This is a genomic window from Streptomyces sp. B6B3 (assembly GCF_039871525.1).
Classification (GTDB): Bacteria; Actinomycetota; Actinomycetes; order Streptomycetales; family Streptomycetaceae; genus Streptomyces.
This window is the reverse complement of sequence record NZ_JBDPLU010000005.1, coordinates 244,800-264,060: the sequence shown is the minus strand read 5'-3', so window position 1 is coordinate 264,060 and position 19,261 is coordinate 244,800. Positions and strand designations below refer to the sequence as shown.

The following is a 19,261-nucleotide window of genomic DNA, read 5'->3' as shown; positions in this document are numbered from 1 at the left end:
CCGCGGCTGACAGGGAAGAGCCGAGATCTTCGCAAGGGAGCGCGCGTGTTCACCGTGCTGCATCTCGCCCAGCCGGGCACCGGTGGCGTGGCCCGGGTCGTCGCCGACCTGGTCCGCGAGCAGACCGTGCAGGGTCTGCGCGCCATCGTGCTGTGCCCGCCCGGCGGCCAGTTGGAAAGAGCCGCGGCCGCCGCCGGCGCCGAGGTGGGGTGCTGGCTCGCCGAGCGGAACCCGGGACCCAACCTCCCGTGGGAGACCGCGCTCGCCGCCCGGGCCATCAGACGCGCCCGTCCCGACCTTGTGCACATGCACAGCTCCAAGGCCGGTCTGGCCGGCCGGCTGGCGCTGCGCGGGCGGCTGCCCACCGTCTTCCAGCCGCATGCCTGGTCGTTCGAGGCGGTGGAGGGCGTGGGCGCCCGGCTGGCCCTCGGCTGGGAGCGCAGGGCCGCGGCCTGGACCGACCGGGTGCTGTGCGTGAGCGAACGGGAGCGGGCGACCGGGGAGGCCGCCGGCATCCGGGCCCGTTGGTCGGTGATCCCCAACGGCATCGACCTGGACCGCCACCCCGTCGCCGACGGGATCGCCCGCCGCCAGGCGCGTGCCGCGCTCGCCGCCGTGCACGCCCTGCCGCAGCGGGCCCCGCTCGTCGTCTGCGTGGCCCGGATGTGCCGGCAGAAGGGCCAGGACGTGCTGCTCCGGGCCTGGCCCGAGGTGGCGGCCCGGGTGCCGGGCGCCCAGCTGGCGCTGGTCGGGGACGGCCCCGAGCACGACCGGCTGCGCTCCACCGCCGCCCGACAGGCGGTGCCCGGCGTGCTGTTCGTCGGGCACACCGACGACACCCTGCCCTGGTACGCGGCGGCCGACCTCGTGGTGCTGCCGTCCCGCTGGGAGGGCATGGCGCTGACCCCGCTGGAGGCGATGGCGGTGGGCCGCCCGGTGCTGCTCACCGACGTCGGCGGCGCGCGCGAGAGCCTGCCACCGGAGCACTGGGCGGAATGCCTGGTGCCGCCCGGCGAACCGGGGCCGCTGGCGCGGGGGATCGTGGCGCTGCTCGACGACCCGCCGCGCCGCCGGACGCTGGCCCGCGAGGCGCTCGCCCGGGTGCGGGCGGCGCACGACCTGCGGCGGACGGCGGCCGCCTGCTCCCGCCTCTACGCCGAACTGCTCGGCCTCCCGCAGGGCCTGGACCGCCCGCCCGCCGAGGAGGCGGCACCCGGGGACCCGAACGTCGCGGTTCCGGGCCCCGCCGGCCCGCAGACCGCCGGCGCGCACCGGGTCCTCCTCGACCGGGCCGCTCCCGGCCGGGCGATCCCCGAGCCGGCCCCGCCCGACGGGGCCGCGCCGGAGTCGCCGGGGCCCGAGGGCAGCGGGCCCGGCGGGGACGCCGGGCCTGACGTGAGGGAGACCACCGGGCGATGAGCACGGAGCAGGCGAGCACGGCGGAACGGGACGGGCGGCCCGAACGGGACCCGGCCGCGCCCGCCGGCCGGACCGTCATCCCGCCCCGGACGCCACTGCCCGCCCCCGTGCCGCCCCGGGTGCGGCGCGCCCCCCGGGGGCGCCCCGTCGCGGCGCTGCTGGTCACCGCGGACGCCGCGGCGTTCGGCGCCGTCCTGCTGGCCGCCCTCGCCCAGCGCCCGGCGAACCTGGCCGGCGCGGCCGGGTGGCCGGCGTTCGCCGCCCTGGCCACGCTGCTCGTGCTCAACGCCGTCGCCGGCCTCTACCGGCCGGGGCCGGTGGCCGCCGCGCTCGACGAACTGCCGCGGCTGCTCGGCCACAGCGCCGTCGCCGGCGGCCTGGTCGTCCTCCTGGCGGCCTGGGCGGCGCCCCGGACGGGCGGTGCGCTGTCCTGGCCGTGGCTGCTGGCGGCCTGCGCCGGCCAGGCCGGCACGGCCTGCGCCGCCCGCGCCGCCGTCCACCACGCCAGGCGCCGGGCCGCCCGCCGCCACCCGCGCGCCACCCTCGTGGTCGGCACCGGGCCGGCCGGCCAGCGCGTCGCCGCCGCGCTGGCCCAGCACCTGGAGTACGGCATGCGCCCGGTCGGCCTGGTCGGCCCGGTGCCCGCCCGGCTGCCGGAGATCGCGCCGCTCCCGGTGCTCACCTCGCGCCGCGACATCACCAACGCCGCGGAGCGGAGCGCGGTGCGCGACGCGGTGTTCGCCGTCCTGCCCGAGGAGTCGCTGGTGCGGCTCTTCTGGGAGTGCGGCTGCCGGGTGTGGCTGGTCGACGCCGACGCTCCCCCGGCCGTGGGGCTGGGAGGTGCCCCCGGCCCCGGTTTCCCGGAGCGGGCCCAGCAGGCCCGGGTGGCGGCCGCGCCCGCCCGCGGCTACCTGTGGGGCTTCGCCTACCGCCGTCTCGAACCGCCCGGCGCCGGCCTGGCCGGCTGGTGCGCCCGGCTCGCGAAACGGGCCCTGGACGTCGTCGTGGCCGCCGTCGCGCTGGCGCTCGCGGCCCCGCTGCTGGCCGGCTGCGCCCTGGCCGTGCGGCTGTCCGACGGCCCCGGAGTGATCTTCCGCCAGGAGCGGGTGGGCCAGGACGGCCGCCGGTTCACCCTGTTGAAGCTGCGCACCATGGTCCCGGCCGACGAGAGGGAGGCCGCCACCCGGTGGAGCGTGGCGGGCGAGCCGCGGATCTCCACCGTCGGGCGGCTGCTGCGGCGCAGCTTCCTCGACGAACTGCCGCAGCTGTGGAACGTGCTGCGCGGCGACATGAGCCTGGTCGGCCCCCGGCCGGAGCGCCCGCACTTCGTGGAGCGCTTCTCCAAGGCGTACCCGGGCTACGCCGAGCGCCACCGGGTCCCGGTGGGCCTCACCGGGCTCGCCCAGGTAAGCGGGCTGCGCGGCGACACCTCGATCGAGGACCGCACCCGCTTCGACAACCTCTACATCGACACCTGGTCGCTGTGGCAGGACGTGCGCATCATGCTGCGCACCACGGCCGCCTGCTTCCGGTGCGGCGGGAGCTGACCGTGACCACACTGACGACGGCGCCCAACACGCCCGCGGAGCCGGCCCGGCCGGCCGGGCCCCGACACCGTCGGCCCCGGAACGGGCGGAACCGGCGGACCCGGTGGGTCGGGTGGCTCAGGAGGGCCGCGGGCGCGCTGCCGCTGCTGACCGCCGTGGTCACGGTGCTGTCGGTCTGCCTGCCCGGACGGACCGCCGAACTGGCCTCCCTGGCGCTGGTGCTGGCGGCCGCGGTGGCGGTGGCGTGCCGGTGGCGCACCCGGGCCGCGCTGCCTCCCCGGGCGGTCGTGCTGCTCGGCGCGCCCCTGGTCGGCTTCGCCGTCGCCACGGCGGCCTCCGGCGACCCCGCGGCCAGCCTCCCCGGTTTCGTGCGCTGCGCCCAGGTGTTCGTGCTGCTCCCGCTCGCGCTGGTGCTGCTGCTCCGCTCGCACCGGGAGGCGCGGCTGCTGGGCTGGTGCGCGGTCGCGGTGGCGGTCGCGCAGGGCGCGCTCGGCGCCCACCAGTACGCCACCGGCACCGGCGCCACGTACATGGGCCAGTTCGTCCGGGCGGTGGGCACGTTCGGGCCGCAGCACGTGATGGGCATGGCCACCGCGGTGTCGTACGGGCTGGTCATCGCGCTCTGCCTGGGCCTCGCCCCCGCGCCGGGCAGGACCCGCGGGCGGCACGCGGCGCCGTCCCGCCGGCCCGCGGCCGGCCGGACCTGGCGGCGCGCGCTGGCCCTGGTGGCGGCGGTGCTGTCGTGCGCGCCCCTCGCCGTCTCGTTCAGCCGGGGCGCCTGGCTGGCCACGGCCGCCGCGGTGCTGGTCGTGCTGGTGGCCGCCGCGTATGGGGGCACCGCCCGGGCCTCCAAGGCCCGGGGGAGGCTGCGGCGCCGGCTGCTGCTGGCGCTCGGCGCGGGCGCGCTGCTGCTCGGCGCCGGTGCGGCGGTGACGCTGCAGGCGGCCTCCGGGGCCGGGCTCGTCGCGGAGCGGCTCGGCAGCATCGGCGACGTCAGCGGCACGCCCGACCAGTCGGTCATCGACCGGTACGCCATGTGGGAGGCGGCCGTCGCGATGTGGCGGACCGAGCCGCTGACCGGCGTCGGGCCCAAGGCGTTCGCCGAGCACCGGGACACCCACGCCTCGCTCGCGCTCTCCTCGGGCAGCGACACCGGCGCGGCCGGCACCGCGTTCCAGCGCCAGGAGCTGCTCTCACCGCACAACCTCTACCTGCTGGTGCTCAGCGAGCAGGGACTGGTCGGCGCCGGCACGCTGTTCGGCTGCTGGGCGGCCCTGCTGGCGGCCTGCCTGGCCCGGCTGCGCCGCGCCGCGCCCGAGGAGCGCGGCGTCGGCCTGGCCGCCACCGGCCTGCTGGTCTGGCACGCCGTCAACTTCCTCTACGCCGACATCGGCGGGCCCACCACCGTGCTGACCGCCGTCGCCCTCGGCCTGGCCGCGTGGTGGGCGCTGTCGCCCGCCGCCCGGCGGCCTCCCTCTCCTCCCCCTCCTCCTCCGGCGGCGGGCCGGACCGCGCCGCGCCGGCCCAGGACGCTGATCGGGCCCGTCGCCCGGCTCGCGCTGCCCCCCGTACCCGCCCGCGAGGCACCCCGGTGAACGTCGCCCGGGACACCTCGCGATCGGCCAGGGCCGCGGCCCGCGGCGTGGAGTGGTTCGTCGTGCGGGCGGCCACGGCGGCGGGCGCGCTGACCGTGGCCGGGGCGCTGTTCGGGCTGCTCAGGGACCGGACCATCGCCCGGTCGTTCGGCGCCGGCGGCGAGACCGACGCGTTCCTGGTGGCCTGGACCGTGCCCGAGGTGGCGTCGACGCTGCTCATCGAGGAGGCCATGGCGCTGGTGCTGGTCCCCGCGTTCAGCCTGGCCCTGGTCGGCGGCCCGGACCGGGTGCGCGAGCTGGTGGCGGCGACGTTCCCGCGCCTGGTGCTGGCGCTCACGGTGGCGGCCGCGCTGCTGGTCGCCCTCGCCGAACCGCTGGTGTGGCTGCTCGCGCCCGGCCTGGCGGAGCCCGACCTGGCCGTCGACTGCACCCGGCTGACCGCGTTCACCGTGCACACCTTCGGCATCGCCGGCTACAGCAGCGCCCTGCTCCGCGCGCACCGCGCCTTCCTGCCGCCCGCCGCCATCTACATCGCCTACAACGTCGGCATCATCGCCGTCGTGCTGGCCCTCGGCGGCGTCTGGGGGGTGCGCGCGGCGGCGGCCGGGGTGGCGGTGGGCGGCCTGCTGATGGTGCTGGTGCAGCTGCCCTACGTGCTGCGGCTGTTGCCCGAGGCGGCCTGGCCGCCCCGCCCGTGCCGGCCGCCGGTGGCGCTCGCCGGGCTCGCCGTCGTCGCGCCCGTCGCGCTGTTCGCGCTGACCCGACAGGGCCAGGTGCTGGTCGAGCGGTTCCTCGCCGCCGGGCTGCCCTCGGGCGCCATCTCGCACCTGAACTTCGCGCAGAAGGTCGCCCAGATGCCGATGGTGCTGTCGATGATGATCTGCACCGTCACCCTGCCGCTGGTCGCCCGCGCGCTCGCGGTCGGCGACACGGACGGCGCCAGACGCCGGGTGGAGCGTGACCTGACGCTGGCCGCGGCGGTGGTGCTGACGGGCGCCGCATACGTCGTCGCGCTGGCCCCGCAGCTCGTCGAGGTGCTGTTCCAGGGCGGCGAGTTCGGGCCCGGGGCGACGGTGGCGACGGCTCGGGTGATGCGGGTCTACGCGCTCGGGCTGCTCGGCCACACGCTGGTGGGCACGCTGGTCCGGCCGTTCTTCTCCGCCGCCCGCCCGGTCTGGTTCCCGCTGGCCGCGATGGCCGGCGGGCTGCTGGTCACGATCGCCGCCGGGCTGGTCGCGGTGCGCGGGTGCGGCTGGGGGGCGCCGGGCATCGCGGCGGCCAACGCGGTCGGCATCACGCTGACCGCGCTGGTGCTGCTGCGCGGGCTGCGGACCCGGATGGTGCCGGTCGACTCGCGCCGGGTGCTGGGGCGGCTGCTCTGGCTGACGCTCGCCGCGGTGGCGGCCTGCGCCGCCGGCTGGGGCGTGGTGTCGGCGGCGGACCCCTCCGCGTTCGCGGCCTGCGGCCTCGGCGCCCTGGTCGTCCCCGCGGTCTTCGCCGCCACCGCCTGGCCATCCCTACGCCAGCCCCGGCCCCTTGCCGGGGATCCCCCCGCGATGGCACCCGTGACCGGGGCGAAGCCCGCGGCGCCCGCGCCCGCCGGCGGGTCTCCGGCGATCGGGCGCCGGGACCCCGGGCACGGGGAGGGGCTCCCGCACGGGGGCGGAGACGGGGCCCGGCACGGCGGCGATGTGCAGGCGTCCAGGCGCCCGGCCACCGGGCAGCCGGAGGCGCTCCCGCCCGCGGCCGAAGGCCGGGGCGTCGCCAAGGGCTCGGCGGTCGAGGCCACGCACGAGGTGCGTGCGGGAGAGGAGACGGCGTCGTGAGCACTCAGACCGAGAGCCTCGGGCCGACGGGACGCCCGGACGCCGGTGGGCCTTCGGGGGTCGGGCGCCGGGGCGCCGGGCGAGAGGGGGCGCCTCCGCCCGAGGCCGCGCCCGGTGTGGGTGTGCGTGCGGGAGAGGAGACCGCGTCGTGAGCGTGCAGGACCAGGTTCGGGTGGCCGCCGGCAGGGCGCATGCGGGGGTGCGGTTGTGGGTTCTGATGTACCACTCCGTGTGGCCCGACGCTCGGGCGCAGCCCGACCCGTACCGGGTGACCGTCTCGGTCGACCGGCTGCGTCGCCAGTTGCGCTGGCTGCGGCGGCGTGGCCTGCGCGGCGTCTCCGCCGGTGAGTTGCTGCGCGCCGCTCGGGCCGGCCGGGCCGCCGGTCTGGTGGGGCTGACCTTCGACGACGGCTACCGGGACTTCCTCGACCACGCCCTGCCGCTGCTGCGCGAGCACGGCTGCACCGCGACCGTGTTCGTGTTGCCGGGCCGGCTCGGCGGCGACAACGCCTGGGACGCCGAGGGCCCGCGGAAGCCGCTGCTGACCGCCGACGGCATCCGCGCGGTGGCCGCCGCCGGGATGGAGATCGGCTCGCACGGCCTCACCCACGTCTCGTTGCCGGAGCTGGTGGCGCGCGGCGACCACGCGGCGCTGCGCCGGGAGGTCGCGGACAGCCGCGCGTTGCTGCGGGAGCTGACCGGCCGCGAGGTCACCGGCTTCTGCTATCCGTACGGCGCCGTGGACCCGGCCTCGGTCGCGGCCGTGCGGGACGCCGGCTACGACTACGCGTGCGCCGTCGATCCCGGCCCGCTCGCCGACGTGCACGCGCTGCCGCGGGTGCACGTCGGCGAGGCGGACACCGGCCCGCGGCTGCGCGCGAAGCGGCTGCTGCACCCGCTGCGCCGCCGGAAGGTGACGCCGCGATGAGAGGACCGCGATGAGGGTGCTGCACGTCATCACCGGGCTCGGCGTCGGGGGCGCCGAGCGGCAGCTGCGGGCCCTGCTGCGGCAGCTGCGCGAGCGGCATCCGGCCGCCACCTGCGAGGTGGTGGCGCTGACCAACCCGGGGCCGGTGGCCCGCGAGCTGGCGGCCGACGGCGTGCGGGTCGACCACCTGGGCATGACGGGCAACCGCGACCTGCGGGCGTTGCCCCGGCTGGCCAGGCTGATCCGCCGGGGCCGCTACGACGTCGTGCACACCCACCTCTACCGGGCCTGCGTGTACGGCCGGATCGCGGCCCGCCTCGCCGGCGTGCGGGCGGTGGTGGCCACCGAGCACTCGCTGGGCGAGCGGCTCATCGAGGGCCGCCCGATCGGCCGCGGCAACCAGGCGCTGTACCTGGCCACCGAGCGGCTGGGCGCGGCCACCGTCGCGGTCTCCGGCGCCGTCGCCACCCGGCTGCGGGCCTGGGGCGTGCCGGCGGACCGGATCCGGCTGGTGCCCAACGGCATCGAGCCGGCCCGTTTCCACTTCGACCAGGAGCGTCGCGGTGAGGTGCGGGCCCGGCTGGGGCTGGCCGGGCTGCCGCCCGACGCGCTGGTGGTCGGCGGCGTGGGACGGCTGGTGCCGGGCAAGGGCTTCGACGTGCTGCTGCGCGCCGCGGTGCCGCTGCCGCGGGTGCGGCTGGTGGTGGCCGGCGCCGGCCCCGAACTGCCCGCGCTGCGCCGGCTGGCCCGCCGGCTCGGGCTGGCCGACCGGGTGGTGTTCCCCGGCGAGTGCGAGGCGCCGGGGCTGCTGTCCGCGCTCGACGTGTTCGTCTCCTGCTCCACCGAGGAGACGTTCGGGCTGGCCGTGCTGGAGGCGTTGGCCGCCGGGCTGCCGGTGCTGCACGTCACCTGCCCCGCCGTGGACGAGCTGCCGCGCCACGAGGCGCCGGGCGCGCGGCGGCTGGCGCCCAGCGTGGGGGAGCTGACGCACGCGCTGCGCGGGGAGCTCGCGCGGGGTGCGCGCCGGCTGCCGGTGCCGGCGGCCGTGCACCGCTACGACATCGCCCGCGCCGCCGACCGGCTGCTGGACGTCTACCAGGAGGTATGCCCGAGATGACGCCGAGAACGCCGCGCACGCCGAGAACGCCGCGCACGCCGGGAACGCCGCGCCCACCGAGCCTGGGGCTGGCCCGCCTCCCCGTCTGGGGGCCGCCGCTCGTCTGCCTGCTCCTGGGCCTGCTCTGCGGCGGCGCGCACGCCCTGCTCGCCGACCGCGAGTACGCGGCCGTGGGGCACGTGCTGGTCAGCGGCCCGGGCGAGGTCGCCACGAACTACGCCCAGGCGTACGGCCGGCTGGCCACCGACGGGGCGGTGCTGGCCGCGGCGCAGGCGGACGCGGGGGTGAGCGTCGCCGAACTCCGCGGCCGGGTGCGGGCGGCCACCTCGCCCGAGGTGCCGATGATCGAGATCACCGGCACGGCGCCGAGCGCCACGGAGGCGGCCCGCGCCGCCGGCGCCGTGGCGGCCGCGCTCATCGCCCACGGCAACGACGCCGCCGCCGACACCGACGCGCGGCTCTCGCTGCTCGCCCCGGTCAGCCGGCACGCCACGCCCGTCTCGCCCTCCCCCGCCGTCTCCCTGGCCACCGGCGCGTGCGCCGGCACGCTGACCGGCTGCCTGCTGCTCCTCACCCGGCCGCGGCCGGAGTCAGACCCGCGCCAGCCGGCCACCCCGCTGCCGGACCAGCCCGCGGTCCGCGCCGGCGAGGCCGGTGCGCCGGCCCTCTCAGGCGGGCCCGCCTGACGCCGTCCGCGCCAGCAGCAGCAGGTCCAGCAGCCGGTCCAGGTCGCGCTCGTCGGGCTCCGCGCCGGTGGCGGCGGCGACGGCGAGGAGCGCCTCGGCCACCCGCCGTCGTACGGCGACCGTGCCGCCGAGCCGTTCGACGACGTCCGGAAGCCGGGCCGACGCCGCGAGCAGGGCCGCCACCCGGGTCGCCAGGTCGGGCGCCGCGTCGCTCCCGGCGTCCGGCTCCGCGAGGGTCACCTCCAGGCGTCCGCCGAGGGCGGCGGCCAGCCGGCGCAGGGCCGCCAGGGTCGGGTTGCCGCGCCCGTTCTCCAGGTTCGCGATGTAGGGCACGGACAGCCCCGCGTCCGCCGCCACCGAGGCGATGGTGCGCCCGGCTTCCCGGCGCCGGGCCCGCAACTCCCGCCCCAGCTCCGCCTCGTCCACGTCCTGCCTCCCGCCCGGCGGCCACCGTCCGCCGCCCGCCTCGTCGTCCCGTACCGGCTGCTTCTCTTATGTTTTACTGGGACACTATTGAGCTCAATTATTCTGTGAGAATAGAATCGCGCTCGTGCTTCCCATGGTGCTCCGCAACGCCGCCTTCCGACTGCTCTGGTTCGGCGGCGCCGTCTCGGGGTTCGGCTCCTGGCTGCTGGTCGTCGCCGTCCCCGTGCACGTCTACCAGCTCACCGGCTCTCCCGCCGCCACCGGGCTCGCCCTCGCCCTGGAGGCGCTGCCCGCCCTGTTGATCGGCCCGTTCGCCGGCACGCTGGTGGACCGGTGGCCGCTCACCCGCGCCATGTGGGCCGCGGACCTGGTGGGCGCCGCCGCCGTGAGCCTCATGCTGCTGGCCGACCGGCCGGGCGAGGTCTGGCTGGTCTACGTCGCCGTGCTGGTCGAGAACGTCGCCAGCACCGTCTTCCGGCCCGCCGCCCGGGCCCTCACCCCGGCGATGGTCGGCACCGGACCCGGGCTCGCCCAGGCCAACGCGCTCACCGCCGGGGCCGGCAGCGTGCTGCGCCTGGTGGCGCCGCCGGCGGGCGCCGCGCTGCTGGCCGGACCCGGCTTCGCGGCGGTGCTCGTCGTCGACGTCGCCAGCTATCTGGTGTCGGCGGCGCTGATCGCGGCCGTGGCCCGGCGCCACGCGCCGGGGCGCCCGCCGCGGGGGGAGGCCGACGGGTCGCAGGGCGGCACCTCCCAGGCCCTCAGAGCCCGGGGGAAGGTGCTGTCGGAGCTCCGCGCGGGGCTGGCCCACCTCGCGGGCCGCCCCGAGCTGCGCGGCCCGTTGACCGCCAACGCGGTGTTCCTCACCGCCAACGCCGGACTGACCGCGCTGCTCGTCCCGTTCACCGCGGTCAGCCTGGACGCGCCCGCGCACACCGTCGGTTACCTGATATCCGGGCTCGGGGTCGGCTTCCTCGTCGGCTCGACGCTGGCCCGCGTCGCGCTCGACCGGCTGGGCGTCCGGCGGCTGCTCGCCGTCACCCAGCCGGCCACCGCCGGCGCGTTCCTGCTGCTCGTCAACGCCCCGGGCCCCGGTCTCGCCGTGCTCGCCGCCGCCGGCGTGGGCGTGCCGGGCAGCGTGCTGCTGATCGCGGTGGAGACCCACGTCCAACGCGTCGTCCCGCCCCCGCTGCTGGGACGCGTCGGCGCGCTGTTCCTCGCCGTGGACGCGCTCGCCGTGGTCGCCGGCGGCCTGGCCGCCCCGGCCCTGGTCGCCGCCCTCGGCCTCACCGCCGCGCTCAACGCGCTGAGCGCCCTCGCCTTCCTGGCCGTCCCGGTGACCTTGTCGGGGTGGGCCGCGGTCCGCGATCATGGTGCGTCGTGAGGAGTAGCCGGGCCGCCGCGCGGGACAGCATGCACGGGCTCGCGCTGGGCGACGCGTTCGGCGAGCGCTGGTTCCCGCTGATGCGGTCCCCCGAGGAGGCGTTCCGGCAGATCCGCGCCCGGGCCACCCCGCACGAGCGGACCTGGCACTGGACGGACGACACCGCCATGGCGCTGGGCGTGCTGAGCGTGCTGTCCGCGGACGGGGAGATAGACCAGGACCGGCTGGCGCGGGCGTTCGCCGACACGTACGCGGCGGACCCGGCGCGCGGCTACGGCTACGGAATGCACGAGCTGCTGCCCGAACTGCGGCACCGGCCCGACGCCTGGCGGGTCAGGGCGGCGGAGCTGTTCGACGGTCAGGGCAGCCTGGGCAACGGCGCGGCCATGCGGGCCGCCCCGCTGGGCGCGTGGTTCCACGCCGACCCGGCCCGGGCGGTGGCCCAGGCGGAGCTCGCCGCGCGGGTGACCCACGGTCATCCCGAGGGCGTGGCCGGGGCGGTCGCGGTCACCGTGGCGGCCGCGCTGACCGCGAGCGTCCGGGGCGGCGCGACGCCCCCACCCCCCGCCGCGGGCGCCGCCTTCCTGCGGCTCGTCGCCGAGCACACGCCGCCGAGCGCGGTGCGGGACGGCCTGGACCTGGCCGCCGAACTGCCCCTCGACACCCCGCCGTGGCAGGCGGCCGACCTGCTGGGCAGCGGGCGGCGGGTCCGGGCGGACGACACCGTCCCGTTCGCGGTCTGGTCGGCCGCGCACCACCGGGACAGCCTGGTCGACGCGCTGTGGACCACGGCGGAGGGGCTCGGCGACGTCGACACCACCTGCGCCATCACCGGCGGCATCGTCGCCGCCCACACCGGCCTCGCCGGCGTCCCCGACGCCTGGCGCGCCCGCCGCGAGCCGCTGCCCGCCTGGGTGGACGCGCTGATCTGACGGGCCGGCCGCGTCGCGCCAACCCGTGCCGCGCCCCGTCCGGGTCAGCGGCACGGGGGAGCCGACCGGACCCAGCGGCGCCGGCGGCTGGCCCGCGCCCTCGACGACGACCCGGTCTAGGAGCCAGGGATCTGGCCGGCCGGGCCGCCGGCGTGGATGTCGTCGCCGACGGAGAGCTTCCCCGGCGTCAGGACAGAGAACTTCGCGCCGAAGGCGACCCCGCCGGCGGCCCGGCGGTAGCCGGCCAGCGTGCGGATCGGGTCGGGCCCGGCCCGTTCGCCCGTGTCCTGGTCGACGAGACACACCGCGCAGCGGGTCGCCAGCTTGGCGAAGGCGAGCCGGGCGTCGCCGACGGACAGGTCGCGCGGCTCGTCCTCGGCATGGGGTTCCGCCCAGCCGCCGGCCACCACGTTCGGCCGGAACCGGCTCATCGCGACGGGATCCCCGCCCCGCGCGGCCATCCGCTCGTTCAGCAGGTCGAGCGAGGCCAGCGACACCACGTGCACCGCGCCGCTGTCGGCGTAGCCGGCGCGCCCCGGCGTCAGGCCGTCCGTGATCCGGTGGTGCTCCGGCGGCATCCGGACCAGCCGGCTGGGCGCGCCCAGCACCTCGGAGAGCCATCCGGCCGCCGCGTCACCCTGGTCGATGCCGAGCGTCGGCCGCCCGAACAGCGCGACCTCGCGCCGCGGGCCCGCCGTGTCCACCGCGATCCGCACCGGCTCCACGCCGGGCCCGCGCAGCGTCAGCGTCTCCTCGGGGCCGGCCGTCACCTCGGGACGGATCAGCGCGAGGCGCGGGTCCCGGCGCTGGCTGCGGAAGGACCAGTCCCGGTCGACGACCATGAAGTCCCGGTCGTGCGCGAGGCCCGACGGCGTCAACGCGGCCTGCGTCAGGGACATCCCGGCGCAGCCCTTCACGGGATAACTGTGGAGTTCGACGACCCTGGGCACCCTCCGAAGGTACTCCGCGCAGCTCCCTCTCGACGCGCTCGACGTCCCGGTCCGCCGGCTCCGCGCTGCCGTACGGCGGGCGCGGGCGCTGCCGGCGGTGGTTGCGTTCCAGCGCCCCGACCAGCACCGCGAGCAGGCTCAGGGCGAAGAGTGCCGCGGTCATCGCGGCCGCACCGCCGTGCCCTTGACGAAGACGTAGTGGAAGGTGCCGCCGGGCTCCGCCGAGCGGCTCAGCTCGGCGACGCCCCGGTCGAAGTCGGCCTCCGTGGTCAGCCCGGCGGCCAGCGCGTCCGTCCGGACCGCCTCGATCGCGGCGACGAAGGTGTCCCGGGTGAAGCCCCGGACCAGCTCGGGGCGGGTCTCGTCGGCGTAGACCGTGCGCGGGCGCACCACCACGTCGGCGAAGCCCGCCTCGGCCAGCAGCGGTTGCAGCTCCCGGCCGATCAGCGCGTTACCGCCGCCGGCCGCCTGGAGCCTGACCTGGCAGTCGATCGCCGCGCGGGCGTACGGCCCGTCGGGGTGGAAGAACGTCGAGCCGTGGTCGCCCTCGACGACGGTGAGGGTGCCGCCGGGTCGCAGCACCCGGCGCAGCTCGGCCAGCACGGCGCGCGGATCCTTCAGATGCTCCAGCACGAAGCACACGAAGACGTGGTCGAACGACGCCTCGTCGAACGGCAGCCCGTACAGGTCGGCCTGCCGCCACTCCACCGACGCGCCGGGCGCGCGCTCGGTCACCAGGGCGCGGGCGCGCGCCAGCGACTCCGCCGAGACGTCGACCGACACGATCCGCGCCCCCGGGCTGCCGGCGACCAGGTGCACCGTCTGCGCCCCGACCCCGCAGCCCGCCTCCAGCACCCGGCTGCCGGCCGGGTAACGGGTGTCCGCGTGCAGCAGCGCGGCCAGCGTGTCGGCCTGGTCGCCCAGCCGCTGCGCCTCGCGCGCCGAATATCCGTGAACATACGCGTTCGTGTCACTTTCCATGGTCATGCCCTCATCCTGCTGGCACTATGGTCCGGTGCCCAGGTCCAAAGAAGACACAGCCGACTGGTCCATAACGCGAGCGACCGGTGCGGTGGCCGGTGCCGCGTCCGGCTCCGACTTCCTTCAGCTCAACGTCGGGGACGCGCCGGCCGGCGGGCTCGCCGACTGGCTGTCCCAGCAGCTGCGGCTCGCGATCGCCGACGGGCGGCTGCCGCTCGGCAGCCGGCTGCCGCCCAGCCGCGTGCTCGCCACCGAACTCCAGGTCTCCCGCGGCGTGGTGACGGAGGCGTACCGCTGCCTGACCGAGGACGGCCACGTGGCGGGGCGCGGCCGCGGCGGCACGGTGGTCGTGGCGATGCCGGTGACTGCGGAACCCGCGCCCACCGGGCGTCCCCCCGCCGCGGCGGGCCGGGACGCGCCGGCCGGCGGCCGGGGGTCGGCCGCCGACCGGGTGTTCCGGGACGAGCCCGACACGCAGGTCTTCGCGACGCTGCGGTCCGTCCCGGCCCAGGTGGACCTCACCCCCGGCGTCCCCGATCTGGCGGCCTTCCCGCGCGCCGCCTGGCTGCGCGCGGAGCGTGCGGTGCTCGGCGAGCTCTCCGCCTCGGCGCTCGGCTACGGCGACGAGCGCGGCGCGCCCGGGCTCCGGCAGGCCGTCGCCAGCTGGTTGGCCCGCACCCGCGGCATCCGGGCGCACCCCGACGAGGTGCTGATCGTGGCCGGCGTCTCCCAGTCGCTGGCCCTGCTCGCCAGGGTGCTGCAGGCCGACGGCATCGCGGAGGTGGCCGTCGAGGAACCGGGTTCGCTCGGCGCCCGCCAGCAGCTCGCGGCCTGGGGCGTGCGGACGCCGCCGGTGCGGCTGGACGAGGAGGGCGTGCGGGTCGACGAGCTGCGGGCGAGCGGCGCCCGCGCCGTGCTGCTCACGCCGGCACACGCGTTTCCGAGCGGTGTGGTGCTGGGCGGCGAGCGGCGCCGGGAGCTGATGGACTGGGCCTGCCAGCCGGGCCCTGGCGGCCTGGTCATCGAGGACGACTACGACGCCGAGCACCGCTACGACCGGCCGCCCGTGCCGGCGCTGCGCTCGATGATGCCGGAGCGGGTCTGCTACGCGGGCAGCGTCTCCAAGCTCCTGGCCCCGGCGCTGCGGGTGGGTTGGCTGCTGGCGCCGCCCCGGTACCGGGAGGAGTTGGCCGCCGCCAAGCGGGTCTCCGACCACGGCACGGCGGTGCTGCCGCAGCTGGTGGTGGCCCGGCTGATGGAGTCGGGCACCCTGGAGCGGCAGCTGCGGATGCTGCGCCGCCGGCACCGGCGGCGCAGGGACGCGATGATCGAGGCGATCGCCGCGCATCTGCCGGATGCCCGGGTGCACGGCGCGGCGGCCGGCCTGCACCTGATGATCACCTTCGACGGGACGGCCCTGGACGACACGGCGCTCGCCGCGGCCGCCCTGGCCCGCGGCGTGAAGGCGCAGCCGCTGTCCTGGCACACCCAACGCCCGGGGCCGCCCGGCCTGGTACTCGGCTACGCGGCGACCACCCCGACCGCCATCAGGGAGGCGGTAGCCACCCTGGCCGAGGTGCGTCACGACGTTGTCTGACCGGGGAGGCGGGGTGAGTGCTCAGCCGTCCGTGCGCCTGCGGTGTGCGGTGTCGCGTGGCGGTCGTCACCCTGGCCGAGGTGCGTCACGACGTTGTCTGACCGGGGAGGCGGGGTGAGTGCTCAGCCGTCGTCGCCGGCGGCCCGGCCGTCGGGGGCCGGTGCCGGCTCCGGGCGGGCCTCGCCGTGCCAGGTCCGCCAGAGCGCGGCGTAGTCGCCGTCGGCCGTGACGAGTTCGTCGTGCGGGCCGAGCTCGGTCAGTCGGCCGTCCCTGAGGACGGCCACCCGGTCGGCGTCGTGCGCGGTGTGCAGCCGGTGCGCGATGGCGACGACCGTGCGCCCGCGGAGCACGGCGGCCAGCGCGCGTTCCGTGTGCCGCGCGGTGCTCGGGTCGAGGAGCGCGGTCGCCTCGTCGAGGATCACGGTGTGCGGGTCGGCGAGCACCACCCGGGCCAGCGCCAGCTGTTGCGCCCGTGCCCCGTCGATCCTCTCCCAGGCCCCGGGGGCCTGGGAGGTGCCCCCATCGCCGTTCGCGCCGAGTTCGGTGTCCAGGCCGTTCGGCAGCTCCGCCACCCATTCGGCGCCGACGGCGGCGAGCGCGGCCACCAGCTCCGCGTCGCTCGCCTCCTCCGCGGCGATCAGCAGGTTGTCCCGGAGCGTGCCGAGGAAGACGTGGTGCTCCTGGGTGACCAGCACGACCTGGCGGCGCAGCCGGTCGGCGGGCAGGCCGGCGACCGGCACCCCGCCGACCGTGACCCGGCCGGCGCGCGGGGCGTCGACGCCCGCGAGCAGCCGGCCCAGCGTCGACTTGCCGGCGCCGGACGGGCCGACGATGGCCAGCCGCTCGCCGGGCCGCACGGTGAGGTCGACGCCGTGCAGCACGTCGCCGGCGCCGTCGCCGTACGCGTACCGCACCCCGGCCACCTCCAGCCGGTCGTCGGCGGGTTCTCGGCCGGCGGCGTCGTGTTCGGCGCCGGCGGGTCCGGCGTCGCGTGACGCCTCTCCGAGGCCCTCCACCCGGGCGAACGCGGCGGCGCCGCGCTGCAACTGGTCCACCCAGAGCAGCAGCGTGTCCAGCGGCTGGACCAGTTGGCGCAGGTAGAGCGCCGCGGCGGCCACCGTGCCGAGGCTGATCGCGTTCCGGTCCAGCAGCACGCCGCCCATCAGCAGCACCCCGACCACCGGCACCATGTAGCAGACGTCCACGGTCGGGAACAGCACGCTGCGCAGGAACAGGGTCCGGAGCCGGGTGCGCCGGGACTCCTCGACGGCCGCCTCGCACACCGCGAGCCGCCGCCGCTGGAGCCCGAACGCCTCCACGGTGCGGGCGCCGGTGGCGGTGGCGGTCAGCTGTTCGGCCAGCGCCGAGTACGCCGCTCCCTCGGCGAGGTACGCGGCGTGCGCCCGGCGCAGGTACCAGCGGACGGCGAGGGACCCGCCGACCAGCCCGAGCAGCGCGCAGGCGCCGAGCCGCGGGTCGAGCGCGACGACGGCGCCGACGATGAAGAGCGCCTGGACGGTGGCGATCAGCACGTCGGGACCCGCGTCCCGCAGGGTGACCCCGACGGTGGAGATGTCGCCGGTGCCGCGCGCGGCGAGATCGCCGGTGCCGGCCCGTTCCACGACGGCGGCGGGCAGCCGCAGCGCGCGCTCCACGTACCGTTCGCCGAGCCGGGCCAGGGTGCGCTCGCCGAACCGGTGGCCGAGTCGGCGGGCGGCGCGCAGCAGCAGGATCTGGAGCAGCGCGAACACCAGCAGCACCAGCGCCAGCCGGTCCACGGTGGCCGCGCCGGCGCCGGCCCGCACCTCGTCGACGATCCGCCCCAGCAGCCAGGGGCCGACCAGCCCGGCCGCCGCGGCCAGCGCGTTGAGGACCAGCACGGCGGCGACGGCGCGCCGGTCGCGCCGGATCAGGTCCCGGGCGGCGCGGCGTATCTCCGCGGGACCGGCGACCGGCAGCCCGCTCACGCCGGCACCTCGCGCTTCCCGCTCAGCTCATCCGGGTCATCCGGGTCATCCGGGTCATCCGGGCCGTCCGGGTGCGCCCCGGGTCCCTGGTCCGGGTCCAACGGGGGGTCGGCGCGGGCGACGAGGCGGCGGTAGCCGGGGTGGGTGGCCAGCAGCTCCCGGTGGCCGCCGGTGGCCGCGACGACGCCGTCGACCAGGTAGTACACCGTGTCCGCCCGGGCGAGCAGCAGCGGCGACGTGCTGGTGACGACCGTGGTCCGGCCGGCGCGCGCGGCGCGCAGCCGCTCCGCGACCGCCGCCTCGGTGTGCGCGTCCAGCGCCGAGGTGGGCTCCGCCGCCAGCAGCACCTCGGGGTCCGCCAGCAGCGCCCTGGCCAGCCTGACGCGCTGCCGCTGGCCGCCCGAGAGGTTGCGGCCCTGCGCGGCGAGGGGCGAGTCCAGTCCGTCGGGCAGCCCGCGCACGATCTCCTCGGCCAGCGCCGCGCGCACCGCGTCGGCGAGGCGTTCCGGATCGGGCCCGGCGGCGGCGTGCCGTCCGGCGATCACCTCGCGCAGCGGGCCGGCGAACAGGTCGGCCTCGGTGTCGGCCAGCAGGATCCGCTCGCGGACCGTCGCCCGATCCATCCCGTCGAGCCTCCCCCAGGCCCCGGGGGCCTGGGAGGTGCCCCCATCACCACCCCAGGTGACCGCGGTCTCCGTGAACCGGCCGAGCCGTTCGAGTACGGCGGCCGACTCCGCGGGACGCGCGCTGACCAGTGCGGTCAGCGCGCCGGGCGGCGCCGTGACGCCGGAGTCCGGGTCGTGCAGCGCGGCCGGCCCTGACGGGGGATCGGCGGCCGCCGGGTGGCCCGGGTCCCCGACCGCACCGGTGAGGGGGGCACCTCCGGGGCCCTCCGGGCCCGGGGGAGGCTCCAGCGACAGGAAGTGGACGATGCGCCGGGCGGCCACCAGGCCGCGGGCCAGGTCGTAGCCGCCCTCGACGAAGAACGCCACCGGCACCGCGAGCACCGCCACGTAGCCGTAGACCGCGACGAGTTCGCCGACGGTGATGGTCCCCTCGGCGGCCAGCCGGGCGGCCAACCAGACCACCGCGGCCAGGAAGAGGGTGGGCAGGCCGACCGCGAGCGCCTGGAGCCAGCTGGTCACCGCCCCGACCCGGTACCCCTCGTCGCGCAGCGCCCGCGCCTCGTTCCGGTAGCGGGCGGCGAACGCCTCCCGGCCCCCGAGCCCGCCCAGCACCCGCAGGCCCTCGACGATGTCCACCAGCCGGGCGGCCAGCCCGCCCTGTCGCCGCCGGTACGCGGACTCCGCCCCCTGCAACCGGCCGAAAAGCGGCCCGACCAGCAGCGCGACCAGCGGCACGCCGAGCAGCACCACCGCGGCGAGCGGCGGCGAAACGGTCAGCAGCAGCGCGGCCACCACCAGATAGGCGACGACCGACCCCACGCCGGGGCCGGTCACCGTCAGGGTCTGCGCGACGAGCCCGACGTCGGTCATGCCGATGGTCACCACCTCGCCCGCGGTGACCCGTCGGGGCAGCTCCGCGCCGAGCCTGGTGGCCTGCGCGGTGACCAGCCGCACGGTGCGGAACGCCGCGTCCATCCGGATCCGGGTCATGGTGCGGTGCCGCATCATCGCCAGCCAGGCGTTCAGCGCGCCCACCGCGAGCAGCGCGGCGGCCCAGCCCGCGAGGGCGGCGTCGTGATCGGGCGCGAGGCCGTCGTCGATGGCGCGGGAGACGAGGTACGGCGGCAGCGTCAGGCCGACCATCCAGCTCGTGCCCAGCGTGGCGCCGGCGGCCACCCGGGCCCGCTGCCGGGTGGCCAGCCACCACAGGTACCGGAAGGGACCGCGGCGGTCGGGCACCCCCGGATCCGTGTATGACTCCTCCATCTGGAGGTGAGCCTACG

The 19,261-nt window shown here is 77.8% G+C and carries 15 protein-coding genes; 10 read left to right on the top strand and 5 right to left on the bottom strand.

The window, feature by feature from the left end; genetic code table 11:
- Positions 1 to 45: 45 nt before the first annotated feature.
- The 7 genes from ABGB06_RS13650 to ABGB06_RS13620 all read left to right on the top strand — a co-directional run bounded on the left by ABGB06_RS13650 (position 46) and on the right by ABGB06_RS13620 (position 9,118).
- Positions 46 to 1,419, top strand: a complete 1,374-nt coding sequence (locus ABGB06_RS13650) for a glycosyltransferase (protein ID WP_347588791.1) — start codon at positions 46 to 48, stop codon at positions 1,417 to 1,419.
- Positions 1,416 to 2,966: a sugar transferase gene (locus ABGB06_RS13645; RefSeq protein WP_347588789.1), complete on the top strand. Its 1,551-nt coding sequence runs from the start codon at positions 1,416 to 1,418 to the stop codon at positions 2,964 to 2,966. Before ABGB06_RS13650 ends, ABGB06_RS13645 begins: the two co-directional genes overlap by 4 nt.
- A 2-nt stretch (positions 2,967 to 2,968) precedes the next feature.
- The gene (locus ABGB06_RS13640) at positions 2,969 to 4,561 is read left to right on the top strand and encodes an O-antigen ligase family protein (protein ID WP_347588787.1); all 1,593 of its coding nucleotides are present in this window, start codon (positions 2,969 to 2,971) and stop codon (positions 4,559 to 4,561) included.
- A complete protein-coding gene (locus tag ABGB06_RS13635) occupies positions 4,558 to 6,387 on the top strand; it encodes a lipid II flippase MurJ (RefSeq protein ID WP_347588785.1) in 1,830 nt (609 codons plus the stop codon). The genes ABGB06_RS13640 and ABGB06_RS13635 overlap by 4 nt, the downstream gene beginning before the upstream one ends.
- A 217-nt stretch (positions 6,388 to 6,604) precedes the next feature.
- Positions 6,605 to 7,315: a polysaccharide deacetylase family protein gene (locus tag ABGB06_RS13630; protein ID WP_347589180.1), complete on the top strand. Its 711-nt coding sequence runs from the start codon at positions 6,605 to 6,607 to the stop codon at positions 7,313 to 7,315.
- Between the two features lie 10 nt (positions 7,316 to 7,325).
- The gene (locus ABGB06_RS13625) at positions 7,326 to 8,432 is read left to right on the top strand and encodes a glycosyltransferase (protein WP_347588783.1); all 1,107 of its coding nucleotides are present in this window, start codon (positions 7,326 to 7,328) and stop codon (positions 8,430 to 8,432) included.
- Positions 8,429 to 9,118, top strand: a complete 690-nt coding sequence (locus ABGB06_RS13620; RefSeq protein ID WP_347588781.1) for a lipopolysaccharide biosynthesis protein — start codon at positions 8,429 to 8,431, stop codon at positions 9,116 to 9,118. The genes ABGB06_RS13625 and ABGB06_RS13620 overlap by 4 nt, the downstream gene beginning before the upstream one ends.
- Here the strand turns inward: ABGB06_RS13620 and ABGB06_RS13615 are convergent.
- On the bottom strand, positions 9,101 to 9,544 hold the full coding sequence (locus tag ABGB06_RS13615) for a helix-turn-helix transcriptional regulator (RefSeq protein WP_347588779.1): 444 nt from the start codon (positions 9,542 to 9,544) through the stop codon (positions 9,101 to 9,103). The two genes, ABGB06_RS13620 and ABGB06_RS13615, sit on opposite strands and share 18 nt — an antisense overlap.
- Before the next feature lie 133 nt (positions 9,545 to 9,677).
- On the opposite strand from ABGB06_RS13615, the gene ABGB06_RS13610 reads away from it, so the two are divergent.
- Both ABGB06_RS13610 and ABGB06_RS13605 read left to right on the top strand, forming a co-directional pair.
- Positions 9,678 to 10,925 carry an MFS transporter gene (locus tag ABGB06_RS13610; protein ID WP_347589178.1) on the top strand — a complete coding sequence of 416 codons (1,248 nt, stop codon included), beginning with the start codon at positions 9,678 to 9,680 and terminating at the stop codon, positions 10,923 to 10,925.
- Positions 10,926 to 10,954: 29 nt separating this feature from the next.
- Positions 10,955 to 11,857 (top strand): ADP-ribosylglycohydrolase family protein, encoded by a 903-nt coding sequence (locus ABGB06_RS13605; RefSeq protein WP_347589176.1) that lies wholly within the window; start codon positions 10,955 to 10,957, stop codon positions 11,855 to 11,857.
- A 116-nt stretch (positions 11,858 to 11,973) separates the two neighbouring features.
- Here the strand turns inward: ABGB06_RS13605 and ABGB06_RS13600 are convergent, their stop codons facing one another.
- Positions 11,974 to 12,807: an MOSC N-terminal beta barrel domain-containing protein gene (locus ABGB06_RS13600; protein WP_347588777.1), complete on the bottom strand. Its 834-nt coding sequence runs from the start codon at positions 12,805 to 12,807 to the stop codon at positions 11,974 to 11,976.
- Positions 12,808 to 12,966: 159 nt separating this feature from the next.
- Complete coding sequence (locus tag ABGB06_RS13595) at positions 12,967 to 13,794, bottom strand: methyltransferase domain-containing protein (RefSeq protein WP_347588775.1); 828 nt, start codon at positions 13,792 to 13,794, stop codon at positions 12,967 to 12,969.
- Between the two features lie 64 nt (positions 13,795 to 13,858).
- Here ABGB06_RS13595 and ABGB06_RS13590 point away from each other — a divergent pair, with 64 nt between their 5' ends.
- Positions 13,859 to 15,385, top strand: coding sequence for a PLP-dependent aminotransferase family protein (locus ABGB06_RS13590; protein WP_347589174.1), 1,527 nt, complete (start codon positions 13,859 to 13,861; stop codon positions 15,383 to 15,385).
- A gap of 122 nt (positions 15,386 to 15,507) precedes the next feature.
- Here ABGB06_RS13590 and ABGB06_RS13585 read toward each other — a convergent pair whose 3' ends face one another.
- Positions 15,508 to 17,352: an ABC transporter ATP-binding protein gene (locus tag ABGB06_RS13585; RefSeq protein ID WP_347588773.1), complete on the bottom strand. Its 1,845-nt coding sequence runs from the start codon at positions 17,350 to 17,352 to the stop codon at positions 15,508 to 15,510.
- Positions 17,349 to 19,244 carry an ABC transporter ATP-binding protein gene (locus ABGB06_RS13580; protein WP_347588771.1) on the bottom strand — a complete coding sequence of 632 codons (1,896 nt, stop codon included), beginning with the start codon at positions 19,242 to 19,244 and terminating at the stop codon, positions 17,349 to 17,351. The genes ABGB06_RS13585 and ABGB06_RS13580 overlap by 4 nt, the downstream gene beginning before the upstream one ends.
- Positions 19,245 to 19,261: the final 17 nt, after the last annotated feature.